14 protein-coding genes and 1 tRNA gene are annotated in these 16,090 nt (G+C 57.2%); 5 read left to right on the top strand and 10 right to left on the bottom strand.

What is annotated here, in order from left to right; genetic code table 11:
* The first annotated feature begins 170 nt into the window (after window positions 1–170).
* Entirely contained in the window at window positions 171–545 is a 375-nt protein-coding gene (locus tag RDA78_RS21205; protein ID WP_434051770.1) for a YbaN family protein, read from the top strand.
* 9 nt (window positions 546–554) lie between these two features.
* Here RDA78_RS21205 and RDA78_RS21200 read toward each other — a convergent pair whose 3' ends face one another.
* From RDA78_RS21200 to glmU, 3 genes are all read right to left on the bottom strand, one after another.
* Complete coding sequence (locus tag RDA78_RS21200; RefSeq protein ID WP_434051769.1) at window positions 555–992, bottom strand: GNAT family acetyltransferase; 438 nt, start codon at window positions 990–992, stop codon at window positions 555–557.
* Window positions 993–996: 4 nt separating this feature from the next.
* Window positions 997–2,823, bottom strand: coding sequence for a glutamine--fructose-6-phosphate transaminase (isomerizing) (gene glmS, locus RDA78_RS21195; RefSeq protein ID WP_434051768.1), 1,827 nt, complete (start codon window positions 2,821–2,823; stop codon window positions 997–999).
* Between the two features lie 100 nt (window positions 2,824–2,923).
* Window positions 2,924–4,291, bottom strand: a complete 1,368-nt coding sequence (glmU, locus tag RDA78_RS21190; protein WP_434051767.1) for a bifunctional UDP-N-acetylglucosamine diphosphorylase/glucosamine-1-phosphate N-acetyltransferase GlmU — start codon at window positions 4,289–4,291, stop codon at window positions 2,924–2,926.
* A 180-nt stretch (window positions 4,292–4,471) separates the two neighbouring features.
* Between glmU and RDA78_RS21185 the strand changes: the two genes are divergently transcribed.
* The gene (locus RDA78_RS21185; protein WP_434051766.1) at window positions 4,472–5,695 is read left to right on the top strand and encodes a hypothetical protein; all 1,224 of its coding nucleotides are present in this window, start codon (window positions 4,472–4,474) and stop codon (window positions 5,693–5,695) included.
* 80 nt (window positions 5,696–5,775) lie between these two features.
* Here the strand turns inward: RDA78_RS21185 and RDA78_RS21180 are convergent, their stop codons facing one another.
* The 4 genes from RDA78_RS21180 to RDA78_RS21165 all read right to left on the bottom strand — a co-directional run bounded on the left by RDA78_RS21180 (window position 5,776) and on the right by RDA78_RS21165 (window position 9,432).
* A complete protein-coding gene (locus tag RDA78_RS21180; protein WP_434051765.1) occupies window positions 5,776–6,519 on the bottom strand; it encodes a cytochrome c biogenesis CcdA family protein in 744 nt (247 codons plus the stop codon).
* Window positions 6,520–6,642: 123 nt separating this feature from the next.
* Window positions 6,643–7,581 carry a TAXI family TRAP transporter solute-binding subunit gene (locus RDA78_RS21175; RefSeq protein WP_434051764.1) on the bottom strand — a complete coding sequence of 313 codons (939 nt, stop codon included), beginning with the start codon at window positions 7,579–7,581 and terminating at the stop codon, window positions 6,643–6,645.
* A gap of 318 nt (window positions 7,582–7,899) precedes the next feature.
* The gene (locus RDA78_RS21170) at window positions 7,900–8,193 is read right to left on the bottom strand and encodes a hypothetical protein (RefSeq protein ID WP_434051763.1); all 294 of its coding nucleotides are present in this window, start codon (window positions 8,191–8,193) and stop codon (window positions 7,900–7,902) included.
* A gap of 918 nt (window positions 8,194–9,111) precedes the next feature.
* A complete protein-coding gene (locus RDA78_RS21165; protein ID WP_434051762.1) occupies window positions 9,112–9,432 on the bottom strand; it encodes a hypothetical protein in 321 nt (106 codons plus the stop codon).
* A 481-nt stretch (window positions 9,433–9,913) separates the two neighbouring features.
* Between RDA78_RS21165 and RDA78_RS21160 the strand changes: the two genes are divergently transcribed.
* The 3 genes from RDA78_RS21160 to RDA78_RS21150 all read left to right on the top strand — a co-directional run bounded on the left by RDA78_RS21160 (window position 9,914) and on the right by RDA78_RS21150 (window position 11,154).
* Window positions 9,914–9,989 (top strand) — tRNA-Lys (locus RDA78_RS21160).
* A 235-nt stretch (window positions 9,990–10,224) separates the two neighbouring features.
* On the top strand, window positions 10,225–10,494 hold the full coding sequence (locus tag RDA78_RS21155; protein WP_434051761.1) for a hypothetical protein: 270 nt from the start codon (window positions 10,225–10,227) through the stop codon (window positions 10,492–10,494).
* 87 nt (window positions 10,495–10,581) lie between these two features.
* Complete coding sequence (locus RDA78_RS21150; protein WP_434051760.1) at window positions 10,582–11,154, top strand: glutathione peroxidase; 573 nt, start codon at window positions 10,582–10,584, stop codon at window positions 11,152–11,154.
* A gap of 9 nt (window positions 11,155–11,163) precedes the next feature.
* Here RDA78_RS21150 and RDA78_RS21145 read toward each other — a convergent pair whose 3' ends face one another.
* The 3 genes from RDA78_RS21145 to RDA78_RS21135 form a co-directional block, all read right to left on the bottom strand.
* Entirely contained in the window at window positions 11,164–11,568 is a 405-nt protein-coding gene (locus tag RDA78_RS21145; protein WP_434051759.1) for a thiol-disulfide oxidoreductase DCC family protein, read from the bottom strand.
* Between the two features lie 161 nt (window positions 11,569–11,729).
* Window positions 11,730–14,879: an efflux RND transporter permease subunit gene (locus RDA78_RS21140; RefSeq protein ID WP_434051758.1), complete on the bottom strand. Its 3,150-nt coding sequence runs from the start codon at window positions 14,877–14,879 to the stop codon at window positions 11,730–11,732.
* A complete protein-coding gene (locus tag RDA78_RS21135; protein WP_434051757.1) occupies window positions 14,880–16,043 on the bottom strand; it encodes an efflux RND transporter periplasmic adaptor subunit in 1,164 nt (387 codons plus the stop codon).
* Between the last annotated feature and the right edge of the window lie 47 nt (window positions 16,044–16,090).

Genomic DNA, 16,090 nt, shown 5'->3' with positions numbered 1-16,090 from the left:
TTCTGATCTATGCTTGTTGCGGCTCATAAGTGAAAACGACCGGAATCCTGTTGAGTGCTCGTCTTACAGTGTGATCCACACTACATAATTATCTTTATCGCAGTGCGGTATACTTCGCTCGATTAATTTTTCGGCGATATACCCTAAAATTGCCGATTGCGGAGGCAGGATTGCGACGTTTCACATTCAAACTTCTGGGAACTGGATGTGTCGGTCTGGGCATCATCGGCGCGTTTCTGCCGATCTTGCCGAGCACGATCTTTTTCATCCTGGCTGCCGGATGTTTCGCGCGGTCTTCACCCGCGCTTGAAGCAAAGATCCTGAACCACCCCATTGTCGGTCCACCTGTGATCGCATGGCGAGAGCATGGTGCCATTCCCGTAAAGGCCAAGGCGATCGCAATTACGGGCATGGCAGTCGGGTACAGTTTCTTTTACTGGTCGACCGCTCCCGCCCCCTGGCTGGCTGCAGGCATTGCCGTGATTATTCTCGGATGCGCAACCTATGTCGTCAGCCGTCCATCGGGACCGAAGACAGAATCTTGAGCGCCGCAGTCAATCGTCGGGAATAAGTCTCCTTCCGAGCGCGACCGCTTTTTCCGGAGCGTACCCGAGTTCGTCATAAAACTTCATGACGGCCTCGTTGCCCTGACGAACGAAGAGATTGATCTTGGGGCAGCCAAGCCCAATCAGAAAGTCTTCGCAATGCTCCATAAGCCGCCGTCCCAACCCGGCAGACTGATGCTCAGGGTCGATGCTGAGATAATAGATCGCGCCGCGATGCCCGTCATAGCCTGCCATAACGGAGCCAATCACCTTCTCACCGAGCAACAGGACGAAAAAGCCGCCCTGGGGGTCGCTCAGCTTGCGGTCAATGTCCTTGTCCGGGTCGTTCCATGCCCGCGTAAGCCCGCACGCCTGCCAGAGCGCGATGACGTTCGGCCGATGGCGTTCTTCAAATGGAGCGATGACCGGTGCAGCCTCATCCGTCATCGGTTCATTCCACCGTTACCGATTTGGCCAGATTGCGCGGCTGATCGACATCCGTTCCCATGAATACCGCGGTGTGATACGCAATCAGTTGCACCGGCAACGCGTATATGATGGGCGCAACAATGTCGGACATGTCTGGCATGATTACTGTGTTTTCGGCAGCCCCGCCGCTCTCCTGCGCGCCCTTGGCATCCGTGATCAGGACGATCCTGCCGCCGCGCGCGGCGACTTCCTGCATGTTCGAGACCGTTTTCTCATAGATTGCGTCATAAGGTGCAATCACAAATACCGGCATGTTTTCGTCGATCAGTGCAATCGGGCCATGTTTCAGTTCACCTGCGGCGTAGCCTTCGGCATGAATGTAGGACAGTTCCTTGAGCTTCAACGCCCCTTCAAGCGCAAGCGGGAAATTTGTCGAGCGACCGAGATAAAGAGCATTGTCGGCCTTGGAAAGCGGCTGCGACAATTTTTCGATCTCGGCTTCTCCCGCAAGCGCCTTCAGAGCCAGGCTCGGGACTTCGGTCAACTCTCCGACAAGAGCTTTTTCGCTTTCGGCCGAAAGATATCCGCGCTCCCGTCCCGCCTGGATCGCAAGGGCGGCAAGAACGGCAAGCTGACAGGTGAAGGCCTTGGTTGACGCCACGCCGATCTCCGGTCCGGCAATCGTCGCAAAAACCATGTCGGCTTCGCGCGCAATGGTGCTTTCAGGCACATTCACGACCGCGCCGATCGCCGCACCGTTTTCCCTGCAATATCTGAGTGATGCCAGCGTATCCGCCGTTTCGCCCGACTGTGAAATGAACAGGGCAGCATCCTTGTCACTCACAGGCGTTTCGCGGTAGCGGAATTCACTTGCAATATCGATTTCAACCGGAAGCCGCGCGTATTTTTCGAACCAGTATTTCGAAACGAGACCGGCAAGGTAGGCTGTGCCGCACGCCGAAATGATCAGCCTGGACAAATCCTTGAACCCGAGCCTGTCCGCACCGGGCACATTGGCCGTGTTGCTGGTGTAATCGAAGTAGCGCGACAGGGTGTGACCAAGCACCTCCGGCTGCTCATGGATCTCCTTGGCCATGAAATGCTTGTAGTTGCCCTTCTCCATGAGGCTCGACGTGACGGAGGATCGTGCCTCGGGGCGCTCCACCGGATCATTGTTCAGATCAAAGACCTGCGCACCGGACCGGGTCAGCACTGCCCAGTCACCCTCGTCCAGATAGGTAATCCGGTCGGTAAATGGCGACAGCGCGATGGCATCGGAGCCAAGAAACATCTCGCCTTCGCCGTGACCGATGGCCAGGGGTGATCCTTTGCGCGCACCAATCATGAGATCGTTTTCGCCTCCAAAAAGCATGGCGAGGGCAAACGCACCCTTGAGGCGCGGCAGGGTTTCGGCGACCGCGTCGCGGGGAGACATCCCGTTCGCCATCGCTGCGTCAATCAGATGCGCCACCACCTCGGTATCGGTTTCGGTGGACAGAATCGCACCGTTGGAAATCACCTCGTCGCGCAGCTCCAGGTAATTCTCGATAATGCCATTGTGGACAATTGCAACAGACCCGGCCTGGTGCGGATGAGCGTTGGAAACGGTCGGCGCGCCATGCGTTGCCCATCTGGTGTGGCCGATGCCGGACGAACCTGCCAGGGGCGTTGCATCAAGCGCAGCTTCGAGGTTGCGCAGTTTGCCCTCCGCCCTGCGGCGCACAAGTGCTCCGTCGACCAGGGTGGCAACACCGGCGGAATCGTAGCCGCGGTATTCCAGGCGTTTCAAAGAATCGACTATGCGTGGAGCAGCTTCAATTTTCCCCAGAACGCCAACAATACCGCACATGAAAAACCCCTATCAAAATTTAGAAAAGCCACTCTGCTTTAGACGACGGTGTGCCAATATTTGAAATCAATACGTGTTTCAGAAAATGTCAGGACACATGTCAGGTCGAAGACTTCACCTTCCCATCCTTCTCGGCTTTCAGCCGCTCCCTCAAAGACTTGGCACGGCCGCTCTTGATGTCCTGACGCGCCCTACCGAAGGCCATTGCATCCGACGGGACATCCTCCGTGATGACGCTTCCGGCAGAGACAAATGCCCCTTCACCCAGCACAACCGGAGCAACCAGCGTCGAATTGGACCCGACGAAACTGCCCACGCCGATTTCCGTCCTGTGCTTGAGAAACCCATCATAATTGCAGGTGATCGTGCCGGCCCCGATATTGCTCGTTGAGCCCACGTTTGCATCACCGATATAGCTTAGGTGATTTGCTTTTGCGCCAGCTCCGAATGTCACGTTTTTCGTCTCGACGAAGTTCCCGATCTTGGACCCTTGCTTCAGAATCGTGCCGGGCCGCAAACGCGCATAGGGACCCACAATACAGCCGCTCGCGACGTCCGCTCCTTCGAGATGGCTGAATGCGCGAATGGTCGCGCCCGAGGCAACCCTGACACCGCGCGCGAAAACCACATTTTGTTCAACGGTCACACCTTGTTCGAGTTGCGTGTCATGGGAAAAAAACACGGTTTGCGGGGCGAGAAGCGTGCAGCCTTCGTCCATCGCGGCGCGGCGCATGCGGTTCTGGAAATCCTGTTCGCACGACGCAAGCTGGGCGCGCGTATTGATTCCCTGCGTTTCCACTTCCGAGCCCGAGACCGCGGAGACCTTTAGACCGCGCCGGTTTGCAATTTCCACGGCATCGGTAAGGTAGTATTCGCCTTTGACATTCCCGTTGCCGATTTCCTCCATCAGCGAGAGCGCATGTTTGCCCGAAAAGCCCATGATCCCCGAGTTGCAGAACGTGACCATTCGTTCTTCGTCCGAGGCGTCCTTTTCTTCGCGGATCGCAAGGAGATTGCCGTTTTCCGTAAGCAGGCGTCCATATCCGAACGGGTTTTCGGTCTCGAACCCAAGAACGACGAGGTCGCTTCCTTCCCTGAGCGCGTTCCGTACTTTGAGTACGGTCTCCGCCGTCACGAGCGGCGTGTCGCCAAACAGAACCAGAACGTCATCCGCGTGCCGATGCAGCGCTTCTCTGGCCGCGAGCGCCGCATGAGCCGTACCCAGTCTTTCCGTCTGAACATGACACAGCGCGGACGGCATCAGTTTGGCAACGAGATCGGAAAGAGCCGGCATATCCGGGCCGGTAACGACCGAAACACGGTCCGAGCCGGCGCTGTCGAGCGCCTTGAGAACGTGACCGACCATTGCCAGACCGCCAACCTCGTGGAGGACCTTCGGCAAATCCGATTTCATGCGGGTTCCAAGACCTGCGGCGAGAACAATTGAAAGACAAGTACGATCGGACATTCAAAATCCAACTCAGATTTCCGGACTATGGGCGAACGCGCGGGCTCTTATATGCCCCGATCCACAGAACATTGAAAGATGTGAAGTCCACACCATTCCTGTTTTGTTTTCATTAACCATAATGAGCGCCTGATACAGTATCATCGCGCAGATTCGCGAACAGGACCCGGAACAGACGCCTTGCTTGAAACCCAGGCTCCAAAAACGACCAGAGACATCGTTCGGGAGACGCTTACGCCGTCCCGTGTCGGGATCCTGTCCTGGGCGTTCGCGGCTGTTTTCATGGGAACCATCGGGCTTGCATCCTATCAGTTCGCCAGCCGCCCGTTTGCACCATTCCCGGACAGCCGGACACTCCCCTCCGGCATCCCGCTGGCTGCCGGTTCGACAGTCGAAACGACGGCGTCGATCAATCGTGGGACCCCGGTTGCAATCGCAACCGTTCCTTCGCCGCTCAGCGGAACCGAAGGCGGACAGAACCTGCAGCAAAGCCAGATTGAGGTTCTGCAGCAGGAAGTGGTGGGCCTGCGCCGCCGTCTGACGGGCCTGACGGAGCAAAACCTGATTTATTCCAGCCGGATCGCAGCCCTGGAGCAGGAAGTCGCTCTGGCGAAACTCGCTTTGTCTGCACGGACAAAGACGCTGGATGCACCACCCGTGGCACCGCAGCCCGGAAAGATTGTCATGAACGACCCCGACGCAGGCTCGGCCGGAAAACCGGCGCCAGGCGAAGCGATGGCAAAACCGCAGATTGGAACGCAGACGGAGGCCGCCGGCACAGGAACGCCAGCTCAACAGGAAATTGAGCCCACCGCAAAGAAAACCGAATTCCGACTGCAGCCCGCGAATATCGGCGAACTGCCGCCGCCGAAGACAATGCCCGCTCCGGAAAACGGCGATCCCGACCCGGTCAGGATCGTATCGCCCACTCCCGGGGACACCTCCACCATCACCACGGCGTCGATCCCGGATACAACGGCAACGGACCCGCAGACATTCGACAGCACACCAACGCGGACGGGATTGGCTCCCAGGATCATCAGTCCCTCCGCTCCCTCCGGTCAGATCCGGGGAACGGGAAGCGACGGCCAGATCAGGCGGAGCGACTTCGGAGCCGTCATCGGACACTATCGCTCCCGGGCTGGAGCGGCCAAAGCCTGGGCGGATTTCAAGGAGCAGAACGAGGAGCGTATGCGCGACCTCCGTCCGCTCCTGATGGAAAGGCAGACGGACGAAGGCGGAATTGCACTGATGATCGGTCCCTTTGCCAATGCGGCGGACGCGTCCGTCGCCTGTGTGCATCTGCTCGACGTCACCGAGTTGTGCCGGCCCGCGCTTTATGCGGGTGACCCACTTGTCACCGCCGCCGAGTTCAGGGACAACGCGTTCTCACCGCAGCAATAAGAACTTGTTTTGTGGTTGAACCAACAGCGCAGCTTGAAAGCCGTGGCCTTGCCGGACACGGCCAGGACAACCCGAATCCGCTAGCCGATCGTCTGAAAGGCCGGGAAGGTCTCCAGCAGCCAGTAGGAGAAAACGGCCATCTGACCGGTCAGGAACAGGACACCGGTAACCACCAGCATCCCCCCCATTGTCTTCTCGACAGCACCCATGTGCTTGCGAAACCGTTTCATGAAGTGGAGGAACGGGCCGGCGAACAGGGACGCGATCAGGAACGGTATACCCAGTCCCACAGCATAGGCCGTCAGCAGCATCACGCCCTGTCCGACCGTATCCTTCGCGGCTGCAAAGGTCAGAATGCCGGCCAGAACGGGACCGATACAAGGGGTCCATCCGAAACCGAACGCGAGCCCCATCACGTAGGCGCCAAGCGGCCCTGCGGGTTTGCGCGTGACCTGGAACCGCGCTTCTCGGTAAAGAAGCCCGATCCGGAAAACGCCAAGAAAATGCAGTCCCATGACGATGATGACCGCACCTGCAATATAGCCGAGAAAGTCGAGGTATTGCCGGATGATTTGCCCCAGGAGACTGGCGGTGGCTCCGAGCATGACGAACACGGTCGAGAAGCCCAGCACGAACACAAGCGACGTGAGAAACACTCTTCGTGCGGCCGCGCGGTTGTCTTCCTCTTCGTCGGCCAGTTCTTCCAGCGAAACGCCGGCCATGTAACCGAGATAAGGCGGTACAAGGGGCAGCACGCAAGGGGAAAGAAAGGATACAACTCCGGCCAGAACCGCAATAAGTATCGACGTTTCTTGGAGGATCATCTGTTTTTCCGGTCTCGCTCAGTTTCATTCCGGTATAGACCGGCGGGAATTTGGAGCATTGATTTAGCCCCGGAATCACCAAACTCCAAGACAATTGCGTGTCACCTTTTGGAGAGCGGGCGATTACTTCGCTTGGCTTTCGTCGCCTGAAGACAGCATCCCGCGATCCACGAAGTATTTCATGGCCCCGGGGTGGAGCGGGACCGACACGCCCTCGGCGACCATGTCTTTACGGCTGAGCGTTCCAAGTGCCGGGTGCAGCGTTGCGAAGTCATCAAAATTCTCATGTACGGCAGCGACAAGGGCTTCGACGATATCATCCGGCATCGCGGCCGAAGTCACCACGGTGGCCAGAACTCCAAACGAACGTGTCGGCGCATCCTGCCGATACAAACCCGCAGGTATCGAAGTCGGCCTGTAGTAAGGCTGTTCCTTCAAGAACGCTGCAACATCTTCGCTGCCAACGCCAATCAGACGAATGCCGCATTGTTCCATGGTTTCTTCGATCAAGGCGGCGGGGTGACCGATCAGCTGGAAATAGGCATCAATCTCGTCGTTGCACAAGGCTTCGGCCAGTTCGGAACTGCTTCGGTTCGAAAAGCCCTTTCGGTCCGCGCCGGTCCATCCCAGGCTGGAAACAAGGGTGTTCCAAGAAGCTTCTGATCCCGATCCCTTGCTGCCTATGTTGATCCTGGCACCCTTGAGGTCGTTGAAAGACCGGAAACCCGACGAAGCTTTTACGACAATCGTTGCCACTTCCGCATGCAAAGCAAAGACCGACCGAAGCTCATCAAAAGGCCCTGCCTCCTCAAAGACGGATGTTCCAAGAAAGGCATGATGCTGCCAGTCCGATTGCGCGAAACCGAAATCGAGTTCTCCTGAGCGGATCTGATTGATATTGGAAATGGAACCAAGCGTCGCCTCAACGGAACAGCGAACGCCGTGTTCGGCTCTCTGCTGGTTGACGAGCCTGCAGGCGGCGCTCCCGGAAGGGTAGTAGACCCCCGTGACGCCGGCCGTTCCGATGGTGATAAAACTCTGTTCTGATGCGCTGACAGACATCGCCTGCAATACACCTGTCAGCAGAAGCAAAGCAGTCAGCAGGAAACGGTGCAGACCTGTGAAATTTCCCGAAGGGAAACTGTCATCAGATTTGCAAAAAACGGACAATCGCATGGAACAGACACCTGACGTCCCGTAGACCACGTACACACTCCCGACCAGAAATATCAAAGCCGCCTGATTTTGACCAGCACAAGCGCGAGCTGCGGCGCGCAGGCAATCAGCATCGGGCGGGAATCAAAAAAGGCGCCTGAGCGCCCGTTCCGTTTGCGTCACCCGGAGGATGAAACGGCCCTGCCCGGCCGCCGGCACGGAAACCTATGTGGACTGTCCCCCGCTGATGACTTCGAAAATCATGCCCTTCAGCTCTTCTTCCGGCTCGCCCTCTTTCAGGCCCTGACGCCACTGGTCCAGAATCAGACGCAGACCAAGTGTCTCGCGGTTGTGTGGCAATTCTCCAATAAAAGAAGCAAAAAAAGCATCGAGCTGCTCACGATCGATAACACCCTGATCAATGAGCGCATGGATAAGAGTCATCGTCGCAGCGATGTGCCCTTTCACAAAATCAAACTCGACGGAGTTTGTATGAGTATCTATTGTCGTCGTACGCATGCGACCTCCTGATGACGCTCCAAGGTACAACACAAATCTATATTGCGCCACCTGACAGTTTTTGCAGTAGAATATTCTTTATCTTCTTGAATGTGAACATATCTCACAAACGTTAAATCACTATATTTGCGCATCCTGTAATTAGTTTACCAGTTGGTATTGTTATTTAGCAATTAATACTCATGGATGTAATTTCATGGCGAATTTTCTCGTTGTTTATATATATGACCCATCGGCATATTTTCTTTTTCACCGCGCTGTTGAAAAGTGAATTTTGCCTGCAGAGAAGAACTGACTGTCGGCAAACTTGCTCGTCGCTAAGGCGGCAACCGCTCACTGAATCACCGCAACACCTCGCAAACAAATTGAGATAAGGCAGCTCGACTGGTCGCGCAACCGGCTTTGGGAGACGGGACATTCAAGTCGATCCGGAATGCCGTGATCTCTCCAAGTGTTCCGCCTGACGCCAATCGCCGGAAGATCACATAAATTTCGCCTTGTATGCGACCTTAGCGCGGGGTTGTGGACCTCCAATACGGCGACTCGGAAATCGCTCGAAACGCTTTGCCGATGGCGAGTGCTCCCCGAGAACGCGAGCCTGCGCTAACTGACTAACGCTGGCTCCCTTCCCTGTCCTACCGTTGCGAGACCATACAGCGAAGGAAACTCTCGCAATGCGCGATAACCCGGCCGACTTCAAATGTGTCAACGCCCCCCGTAGCGTGCTCTCGGTGCTCACTGAAAGCGACCTCGCTTCCACGCCGCCCGATGGTGCCTCCTCAATATTGCAAAATACCTTTGTCGTTCCCGGGCCGCAAAGAAATGTTGCCTGCGAGGTTCCCTGCAACGTGGAGCGGCAACCAGACACTGGTTTTTCGTGACACTGGTCCGGATGCCGAACCATTGCCCGGGCGCAAACTAAAGTGAGCACCTTTCATGATGTACGAATTCAGAACGAACACCGATGAAGCCATATTCAGATGTGAGTTGGATATGTGCCCGCGGATCGGTGACGGTATAATGCTGTTGCCGGAAGAGTTTCAGGTTCACGGAAGGACCGATTTCCGCAATTCCTGCCTCAGAGTTGTGGATGTTGTCCACGTCATCGAACAGTACGGTGACACTGTCGATGCATCCATCATCGTTCATGTCGAATTCGATCAGGCAGAAGACAATAAAGTGATCTGTCGCAAAAATAACCGAGTAGGTCGGGTATTTGCCTTCGGCCGCTAGCCTCACACGGGCGCAATCTCCGCATTTCGACGAGCCAGCGCAATACTTCCCTCCTGGGTATCGCGGGAACACATCGGCCGGACGCCGTATCCGGTGACTGTAAGGTCGTTCGTATCCCAAACCGACGTTCCAACAACACATGCTCCGCAGAGTGGTTGGATTCACCCTCCGAAAGGTCACGCGGATCTCCGGGGCCAAAGAAGCGGCACCACCACCTCTGCGAGACCGGTGAACACACCTTCATCAGCACGCAATTCAGTGCTGCTGAGACGACCGCGCTTATCATTTGGAAAACCAATGATCTCAATGCCATCAGGTGCAAACGAACCGACCACGCGGCTATTGTCGAGGCGGCATTCACCCGCCTTTCGCAGACCAGAGAGCGAACACGGGAGTGCAAGCCGGCAAAAAAACTGTCAACCGGCAAAAAGGATGCAAAATGCCTCTTGCATTAACCCACGGACTTCATTACACCCCTCGCCATTGGGAGCCGATAGCTCAGCTGGTAGAGCAACTGACTTTTAATCAGTAGGTCCAGGGTTCGAACCCCTGTCGGCTCACCAAAAAATCTCTGAACATTGACCGTCATTAAAAAACGCATCGCCGGGTCGGCACGCAGCGGCCGGTTTCCCTTGTCCGATGCTGTCCGGCGGCAGTGCCGCCTCCTTCACGTCGCTTACCCATTCAAACTTCTTCCGGTAATCGGCTTGCGATCACCTATATTGACAATATCGCGCTGTTCGGATGCACGCAGCACTGCGCAGGAATGGATCGCCAGATACGAGGAAACTGACGCGGATGAAAGTCCCGATACCGGAAGAACCGACTCACATGGTCACAGCAATCGTTGCCTATGCCGGCATTGCGAAGCGGCTTCATGTAGAGCTTGAAAAGCGTGCGGCGGAAACCGGCGTCGACCTTGATGCCATCCGCTCGGATCTGCTTCAGGAAGCCAAGAAGGCCATCCCGCATGGTGACTTCGCCAAGGATGAAATCGGCGTCTACAAGACAATGTTTCAGGCAATAGAAACGATTTTCGACCCGGTAGACCCGGCCACTGGCGCATAGAAAGTCTGGCTGTCCGTCAGACGGCAAACGTGTGAACCAAACAACCTCCATCTTGCGTAAAGACTACAGCCAGTTGGAGATGTGACTATGCCCCGGATCGGAAACATTCTCAGCCTCGTCGCGGGCGCGACCGTCGCCATGACGGCAAGCGCGACGCAATCACCTGCCGGGCAGGCCAGGCAAGGCGCGCAGCAGTTTTCCTTCGAGATGCCGGATGGAAGTCCGCTGCCGCTCGATCAGTTCTCTGGCAAGCCGGTCCTCGTCGTCAATACGGCAACAAAATGCGGGTTCAGCAAGCAGATTGCCGGACTTCAGGAACTCCACGAACGGTATCATTCGCGCGGACTGGTCGTGATCGCGGTGCCATCAAACGATTTCGGCAATCAGGAACCCCTGAACGACAGCGAAATCGCCGGATTCTGCGAAGCCAAATACGGTGCGAAATACCTGATGACTGCAAAGACGCAGGTGAAGGGAACCTTGGCCCATCCATTCTACAAGTGGGCAGCTGAAACCCTGGGACCGGCGGCCCGCCCCTATTGGAACTTTCACAAGTATCTGATCGGGCCGGACGGTTCGCTCGTTGCCTGGTTTTCGACACCGACCAAACCGACGTCTTCGAAGATCATCAGCGCTATCGAAAAACAGCTTGGAAGCTGAACGGACGGTCTAAGCCCGGAACCTTGCCGGCGACACCGAAGCCTGAAGGCTCGCCTGGCAGTGTGCATGCCGTTTGAAACGGTGATCGGCAAATCGCTTGTAGGCGAAAGAAACGCCGCGATAAATCCCCGGTAACGCCGCCAGCCGTGCAAGCAACTGCCATCCTCTGAACTGCCGCCAGATCACCAGGAAGGCGTCCAGGCCGGTTTGGATCGCACCCTCTGCATCGCGCACACGGAGATAGAGCAGCGCCTCCGACTGGCTCATGCCGGTGCCCTGCAACAGCTCCGGATGGGTCGCTATATCGTTCCAGACAATGCTTGATCTCGGAGTCAGCCGCTTGTAGTAGCCGATCTCCCGCGAACAGAGCCCGCATTTGCCGTCGTAGTAAACCTCGATCAACGATCTCACCATCTGTTTGCCTGACTGATGGTACCTACGATGGTGATGGCTGTGTGGATTGCCGGAATGCCCCGGCAAAATCCGCCCCGATTGATGCGGCGACAGGATCAGAATCGAAAGGCCGGTCGGACCTCACGAGTCGACCGGCCTGTCTTTTGTTGCTGCGATTTGGCCTATCCGGCCGCCGCGCTCCGGCTGACATGCCCCTGACCGCCGAACATCTTTTTGGCTTTCTCGCGGATGTATTGGAGGCACACATAAAGCACTGGGATCATCAGGACGCCGATCACGGTTGCAAACAGCATTCCGCCGAATACGGCAAAGCCGATGGCCTTCTGACTGGCGGCACCGGCGCTGGACGCGGTCATGAGCGGCACAACGCCGAGCAGGAATGACAACGCCGTCATCATCACCGCACGGAAACGCAGATGAGCCGCTTCTGTCGCAGCGTCCATGATCGACTTTCCGCTGTCACGCTGTTCCATTGCAAATTCCACGATCAGGATGGCGTTTTTCGCCCCCATGCCGACAAGCATGATCATGCCGATCTGCGTATAGAGATTGACATCCCCGCCGGTCACAAACACCGCCACGAGCGCACCCATGATCGCAAACGAGACCGACATCAGGATCGCAACAGGCATGGACCAGCTCTCGTACTGGGCCACCAGGAAGAGATAAGTGAACAGGATCGACAGCATCAAAATGAAGAGAACGATGTTGCTGGCACCCTGCTGCTGCTGCGCCGTACCCGTCCATTCATAGGTATATCCCGGCGGCATGGCTTCTTCGGCTGCCGATTCCATTTCGTTGATGACAACACCCGTGGAGGCACCCGGAGCCGGATCGCCCATGACGGCCGCGGCCCGGAACATGTTGTAGCGGGTTAGGATTTGCGGCCCGAGCACATTTTCGGTTGTCAGGATACTGCGCAGCGGCACCATGGTGCCGTCCTGCGAGCGGACATAGAGCCGGCCGATATCCTCGATCTTGTCGCGGTACTGGCCGTCGGCCTGGATCATGACCTTGTAGACACGTCCGAAGATGTTGAAGTCGTTGATGTAGAACGAACCGAGATAGGCCTGCAGCGTGGTGAAGACGTCCGAGACACCGATCCCAAGGGTCTTGGCCTTTTCCCTGTCGAGGTCGACAAACACCTGCGGAACATTCGCCCGGAAGGTCGAATAGGCCCGGGCGATTTCAGGGCTCTGGTTGGCCGAATAGACCATCGATCCGACCGCGGACGCCAGGTCCTGAGGGGTGCCTCCACCGGTTTGCTGCATCATCATCTGAACGCCGCCTGTGGTTCCGAGACCGGGAATTGGCGGCGGGTTGAAGGCAATGATATTGGCACCCGGGATGGTCGAGAAGTCGGCCCAGAACTTTGCGAGAATGGAATTGATGCGAAGGTTCGGTTCCTGCCGTTCCTCCCAGTTGCTCATCGTCGCAATAACAAGCGCAGCATTCGATGAGGTCGCGCCGTTCAGGATGGAATATCCGTTCACGATAACGACATTCTCAACGCCCGGAACAGCCTGGGTCAGTTCGACCACGCGTTCCGTAACCGTTTCGGTCCGTTCAAGCGCCGCACCGTCCGGCAGTTGGACGTCCACCATCAGGTAGCCCTGGTCCTCGGACGGCAGAAAGCCCTGGGGCAATGTGCTTCCGAGCGACATGATCACGGCAATTGCACCAGCGACAATGATCAGGCCGACGAAAGCCACGCGCACGAGGCGGCGAATGATGGCTGTGTAGCCGTCGCGCACGCCGGTGATGCCGCGATCGAACAAACCCATGAGGCCCTTTGGCGGGCCGGAGCGTGCTTTCAGGATGAGACCGCACAGTGCTGGAGACAGCGTCAGGGCGTTGATCGACGAGATGACGACCGACACGGAAATCGTTACGGCGAACTGTGAGTAGAGACGTCCGGTGATGCCGGGCATGAAGATCGTCGGCACGAACACGGCGAGCAGAACCAGCGTCGTCGCGATGACCGGGCTGGTGATTTGCTCCATCGCCTTCGCGGTGGCTTCCTTGGGTGCAAGCCCCTCCTCCGCGATGATGCGTTCCACGTTCTCCACGACAACGATCGCGTCATCGACCACGATACCGATGGCCAGAACCAGCGCAAACAGGGAAATCGTGTTGAGCGACATGCCGAGCGCAAGCAGCACCCCGAACGTTCCGATCAGCGAAACCGGGATGGCAACGGTCGGAATGATCGTCGCGCGCCAGTTCCCGAGGAAGATGAACACCACCGACACAACCAGCAGAAACGTTAGGAACAGCGTTGCGATCACGTCGTCCAAAGAGGCCTGAACGAAGTCTGTCGTGTTGAAGGGAACCGCGTACGCGACATCGTCCGGAAACGCCTGCGCCAGGTTTTCTAGGCGCGCAAGCACGTTCTCGGAGACCTGGAGCGCATTGGCACCCGGAGCCTGATAGATCGCGAGAACGGTGGACGGCTGCCCGTTGTACTCACCTGAGGCGTTATAGAACTGGGCGCCGAGTTCGACACGGGCAACGTCCCCGATCTTCACAATGGCTCCGTCCTCGCCGGTTCTAAGAACGATGTCCTCGAACTCTTCCGGAGTTGCGAGCCGGCCTTTTGCCTTGATCGTATACTGAAACTGCTGTCCGTCCGGCACCGGCGGTGCACCGATCTGGCCCGCGGCGACCTGAATGTTCTGGTCCTGCACAGCGGCGATGAAGTCGGTCGGCGTCATACCGAGACTTGTCAGCCTGTCCGGGTCCAGCCAGATGCGCATGCCATAGGCGAAATCCGTCATCACGTCCGCACGGCCGACGCCCTGAACGCGGGCAAGCGAATCCTTCAGGTTGATGGACGCATAGTTCGAAAGAAAAACCGGGTCATAGGTGCCGTTGGGCGAATAAAGCGTGATCACCAGCAGCATGTTGGTGCTGGCTTTTTGAACGGTCACCCCGTTCGCGGTCACTTCGCTCGGCAACTGGCTCGTCGCCTGCGACACCCGGTTTTGAGTGTTGACCGTCGCGATATCCGGGTCCGTTCCGACCGCAAAGGTCACGTTGAGCGAATAGTTGCCGCTGTCGTTACTGGTCGACTGCATGTAGATCATGTCGTCGACGCCGTTGACCTGCCCCTCGATCGGAGCCGCAACCGTTTCCTCCAGAACCTCGGCATTCGCGCCTGTATAGGTCGCCGAAACGTTCACCACCGGTGGCGTAATGTTCGGAAACTGCTCAACGGGCAGCGACACGTAGCCGAGAATGCCTGCGATCGTGATGACAATGGAAATCACCAGCGCGAATTTCGGCCGGTAGATAAAAAAGCGAGAAAACATTTAGCTCTGCTCCGCCGGCTGGGACGCGAGGACGGGGTCGACCTCGACACCCGGTCGGACTTTTTGCAGACCTTCCGTTATGACTTCATCCCCCTCGGCCAGCCCCTTGGTGACGACAAAATTCGTCCCGATCTGCTGGCCAAGCTCGACGTATTTCTGCTCGACCTTCTTGTCCGACGTGATCGCGAGAGCAAATGACCCCTGCTGGTCCCGCTGGATCGCAGCCTGGGGAACCACGAGCGCGGTTTCCGTATTTGGAGCTTCCAGGAGAACGGTGACATAGGTTCCGGCAAGAAGACGCACGTCCTTGTTCTCGAATTGCCCGCGGAAGGAAATCGTGCCTGTGGTGGCGTCGATCTCATTGTCGATATAGACGATTTTCCCTGTCTCGCCGTATTTGTCGCCGTTCGGAAGCATGAGGCTGATGGAGGGCGCCTCGTCGGGAGACAGATCGGCGGGGCTGATATTGTGTGTCTGCACCGCATTCAGATACTGCGCTTCGCTGACCGAGAAGTTGACATAGACCGGTGCCAGCCTGATCAGCTTGGCAAGCGAACTGGTATTGGGCCCGACGAGTTCCCCGACACTGAATGTGCTCTTGCCGATCTGTCCCGGAAACGGTGCGGAAATGTCGGTGTAACTCAGGTTGAGCTCAGCCTGCTGCAGAGAAGACTGAGCAGCTTCAACCGATGCCTCGGCCTGTTGTTTCTGCGCGAGCGTCGCCTCATAGGCGGCTTCCGAAACGTGCCCCTTGTCCAAAAGGTCCTTGTCCCGTTTTTCATCGGCCGCTTTCAGCGCCGCGTCCGCCTTTGCGCTGGCGAGATCCGCTTTTGCCTTCGTTAGCTGCGCTTCGTACTCGGCCTTTTCGATCGTGAACAAGAGGTCATCCTGCTTCACGAACGACCCGTCGGGAACGGCCTTGTCCTCCAGAAAACCGCTCACGCGGGCAACGAGATCGACCTGATCGACTGCCGCGATCTGGCCAACAAACGACTCGCTCTGGCGCACATCCTGCGAGGTCACCTTCGCGACAGTAACGGAAGGTGGTGGCGCCGCAGGTGCTTCGGCCTGCTTCGAATCGTCAGAGCAGGCTGCGAGCAGGCTCAGTGCAGCAGCAGCAAAGAGAAGATGACGGGGACGGGAAGCGATACGCTGAAATGGCATTCGGGAACTCCGCTGTCTGACCTTTGGGTCGCGCGCTTGATCGGAGT

The sequence above is a fragment of the Roseibium sp. genome (assembly GCF_051016195.1).
GTDB lineage: Bacteria > Pseudomonadota > Alphaproteobacteria > Rhizobiales > Stappiaceae > Roseibium.
Note: the sequence above shows the minus strand (reverse complement) of the source record. Positions and strands in the feature narration are given on the sequence as shown.

Bases quoted from the DNA above. Each gene is read 5' to 3' on its own strand.
- RDA78_RS21200 (WP_434051769.1), bottom strand. From the start codon at position 992: ATGACGGATGAGGCTGCACCGGTCATCGCTCCATTTGAAGAACGCCAT.
- glmS (WP_434051768.1), bottom strand. From the start codon at position 2,823: ATGTGCGGTATTGTTGGCGTTCTGGGGAAAATTGAAGCTGCTCCACGC.
- glmU (WP_434051767.1), bottom strand. From the start codon at position 4,291: ATGTCCGATCGTACTTGTCTTTCAATTGTTCTCGCCGCAGGTCTTGGA.
- RDA78_RS21180 (WP_434051765.1), bottom strand. From the start codon at position 6,519: ATGATCCTCCAAGAAACGTCGATACTTATTGCGGTTCTGGCCGGAGTT.
- RDA78_RS21175 (WP_434051764.1), bottom strand. From the start codon at position 7,581: ATGTCTGTCAGCGCATCAGAACAGAGTTTTATCACCATCGGAACGGCC.
- RDA78_RS21170 (WP_434051763.1), bottom strand. From the start codon at position 8,193: ATGCGTACGACGACAATAGATACTCATACAAACTCCGTCGAGTTTGAT.
- RDA78_RS21155 (WP_434051761.1), top strand. From the start codon at position 10,225: ATGAAAGTCCCGATACCGGAAGAACCGACTCACATGGTCACAGCAATC.
- RDA78_RS21150 (WP_434051760.1), top strand. From the start codon at position 10,582: ATGCCCCGGATCGGAAACATTCTCAGCCTCGTCGCGGGCGCGACCGTC.
- RDA78_RS21145 (WP_434051759.1), bottom strand. From the start codon at position 11,568: ATGGTGAGATCGTTGATCGAGGTTTACTACGACGGCAAATGCGGGCTC.
- RDA78_RS21140 (WP_434051758.1), bottom strand. From the start codon at position 14,879: ATGTTTTCTCGCTTTTTTATCTACCGGCCGAAATTCGCGCTGGTGATT.
- RDA78_RS21135 (WP_434051757.1), bottom strand. From the start codon at position 16,043: ATGCCATTTCAGCGTATCGCTTCCCGTCCCCGTCATCTTCTCTTTGCT.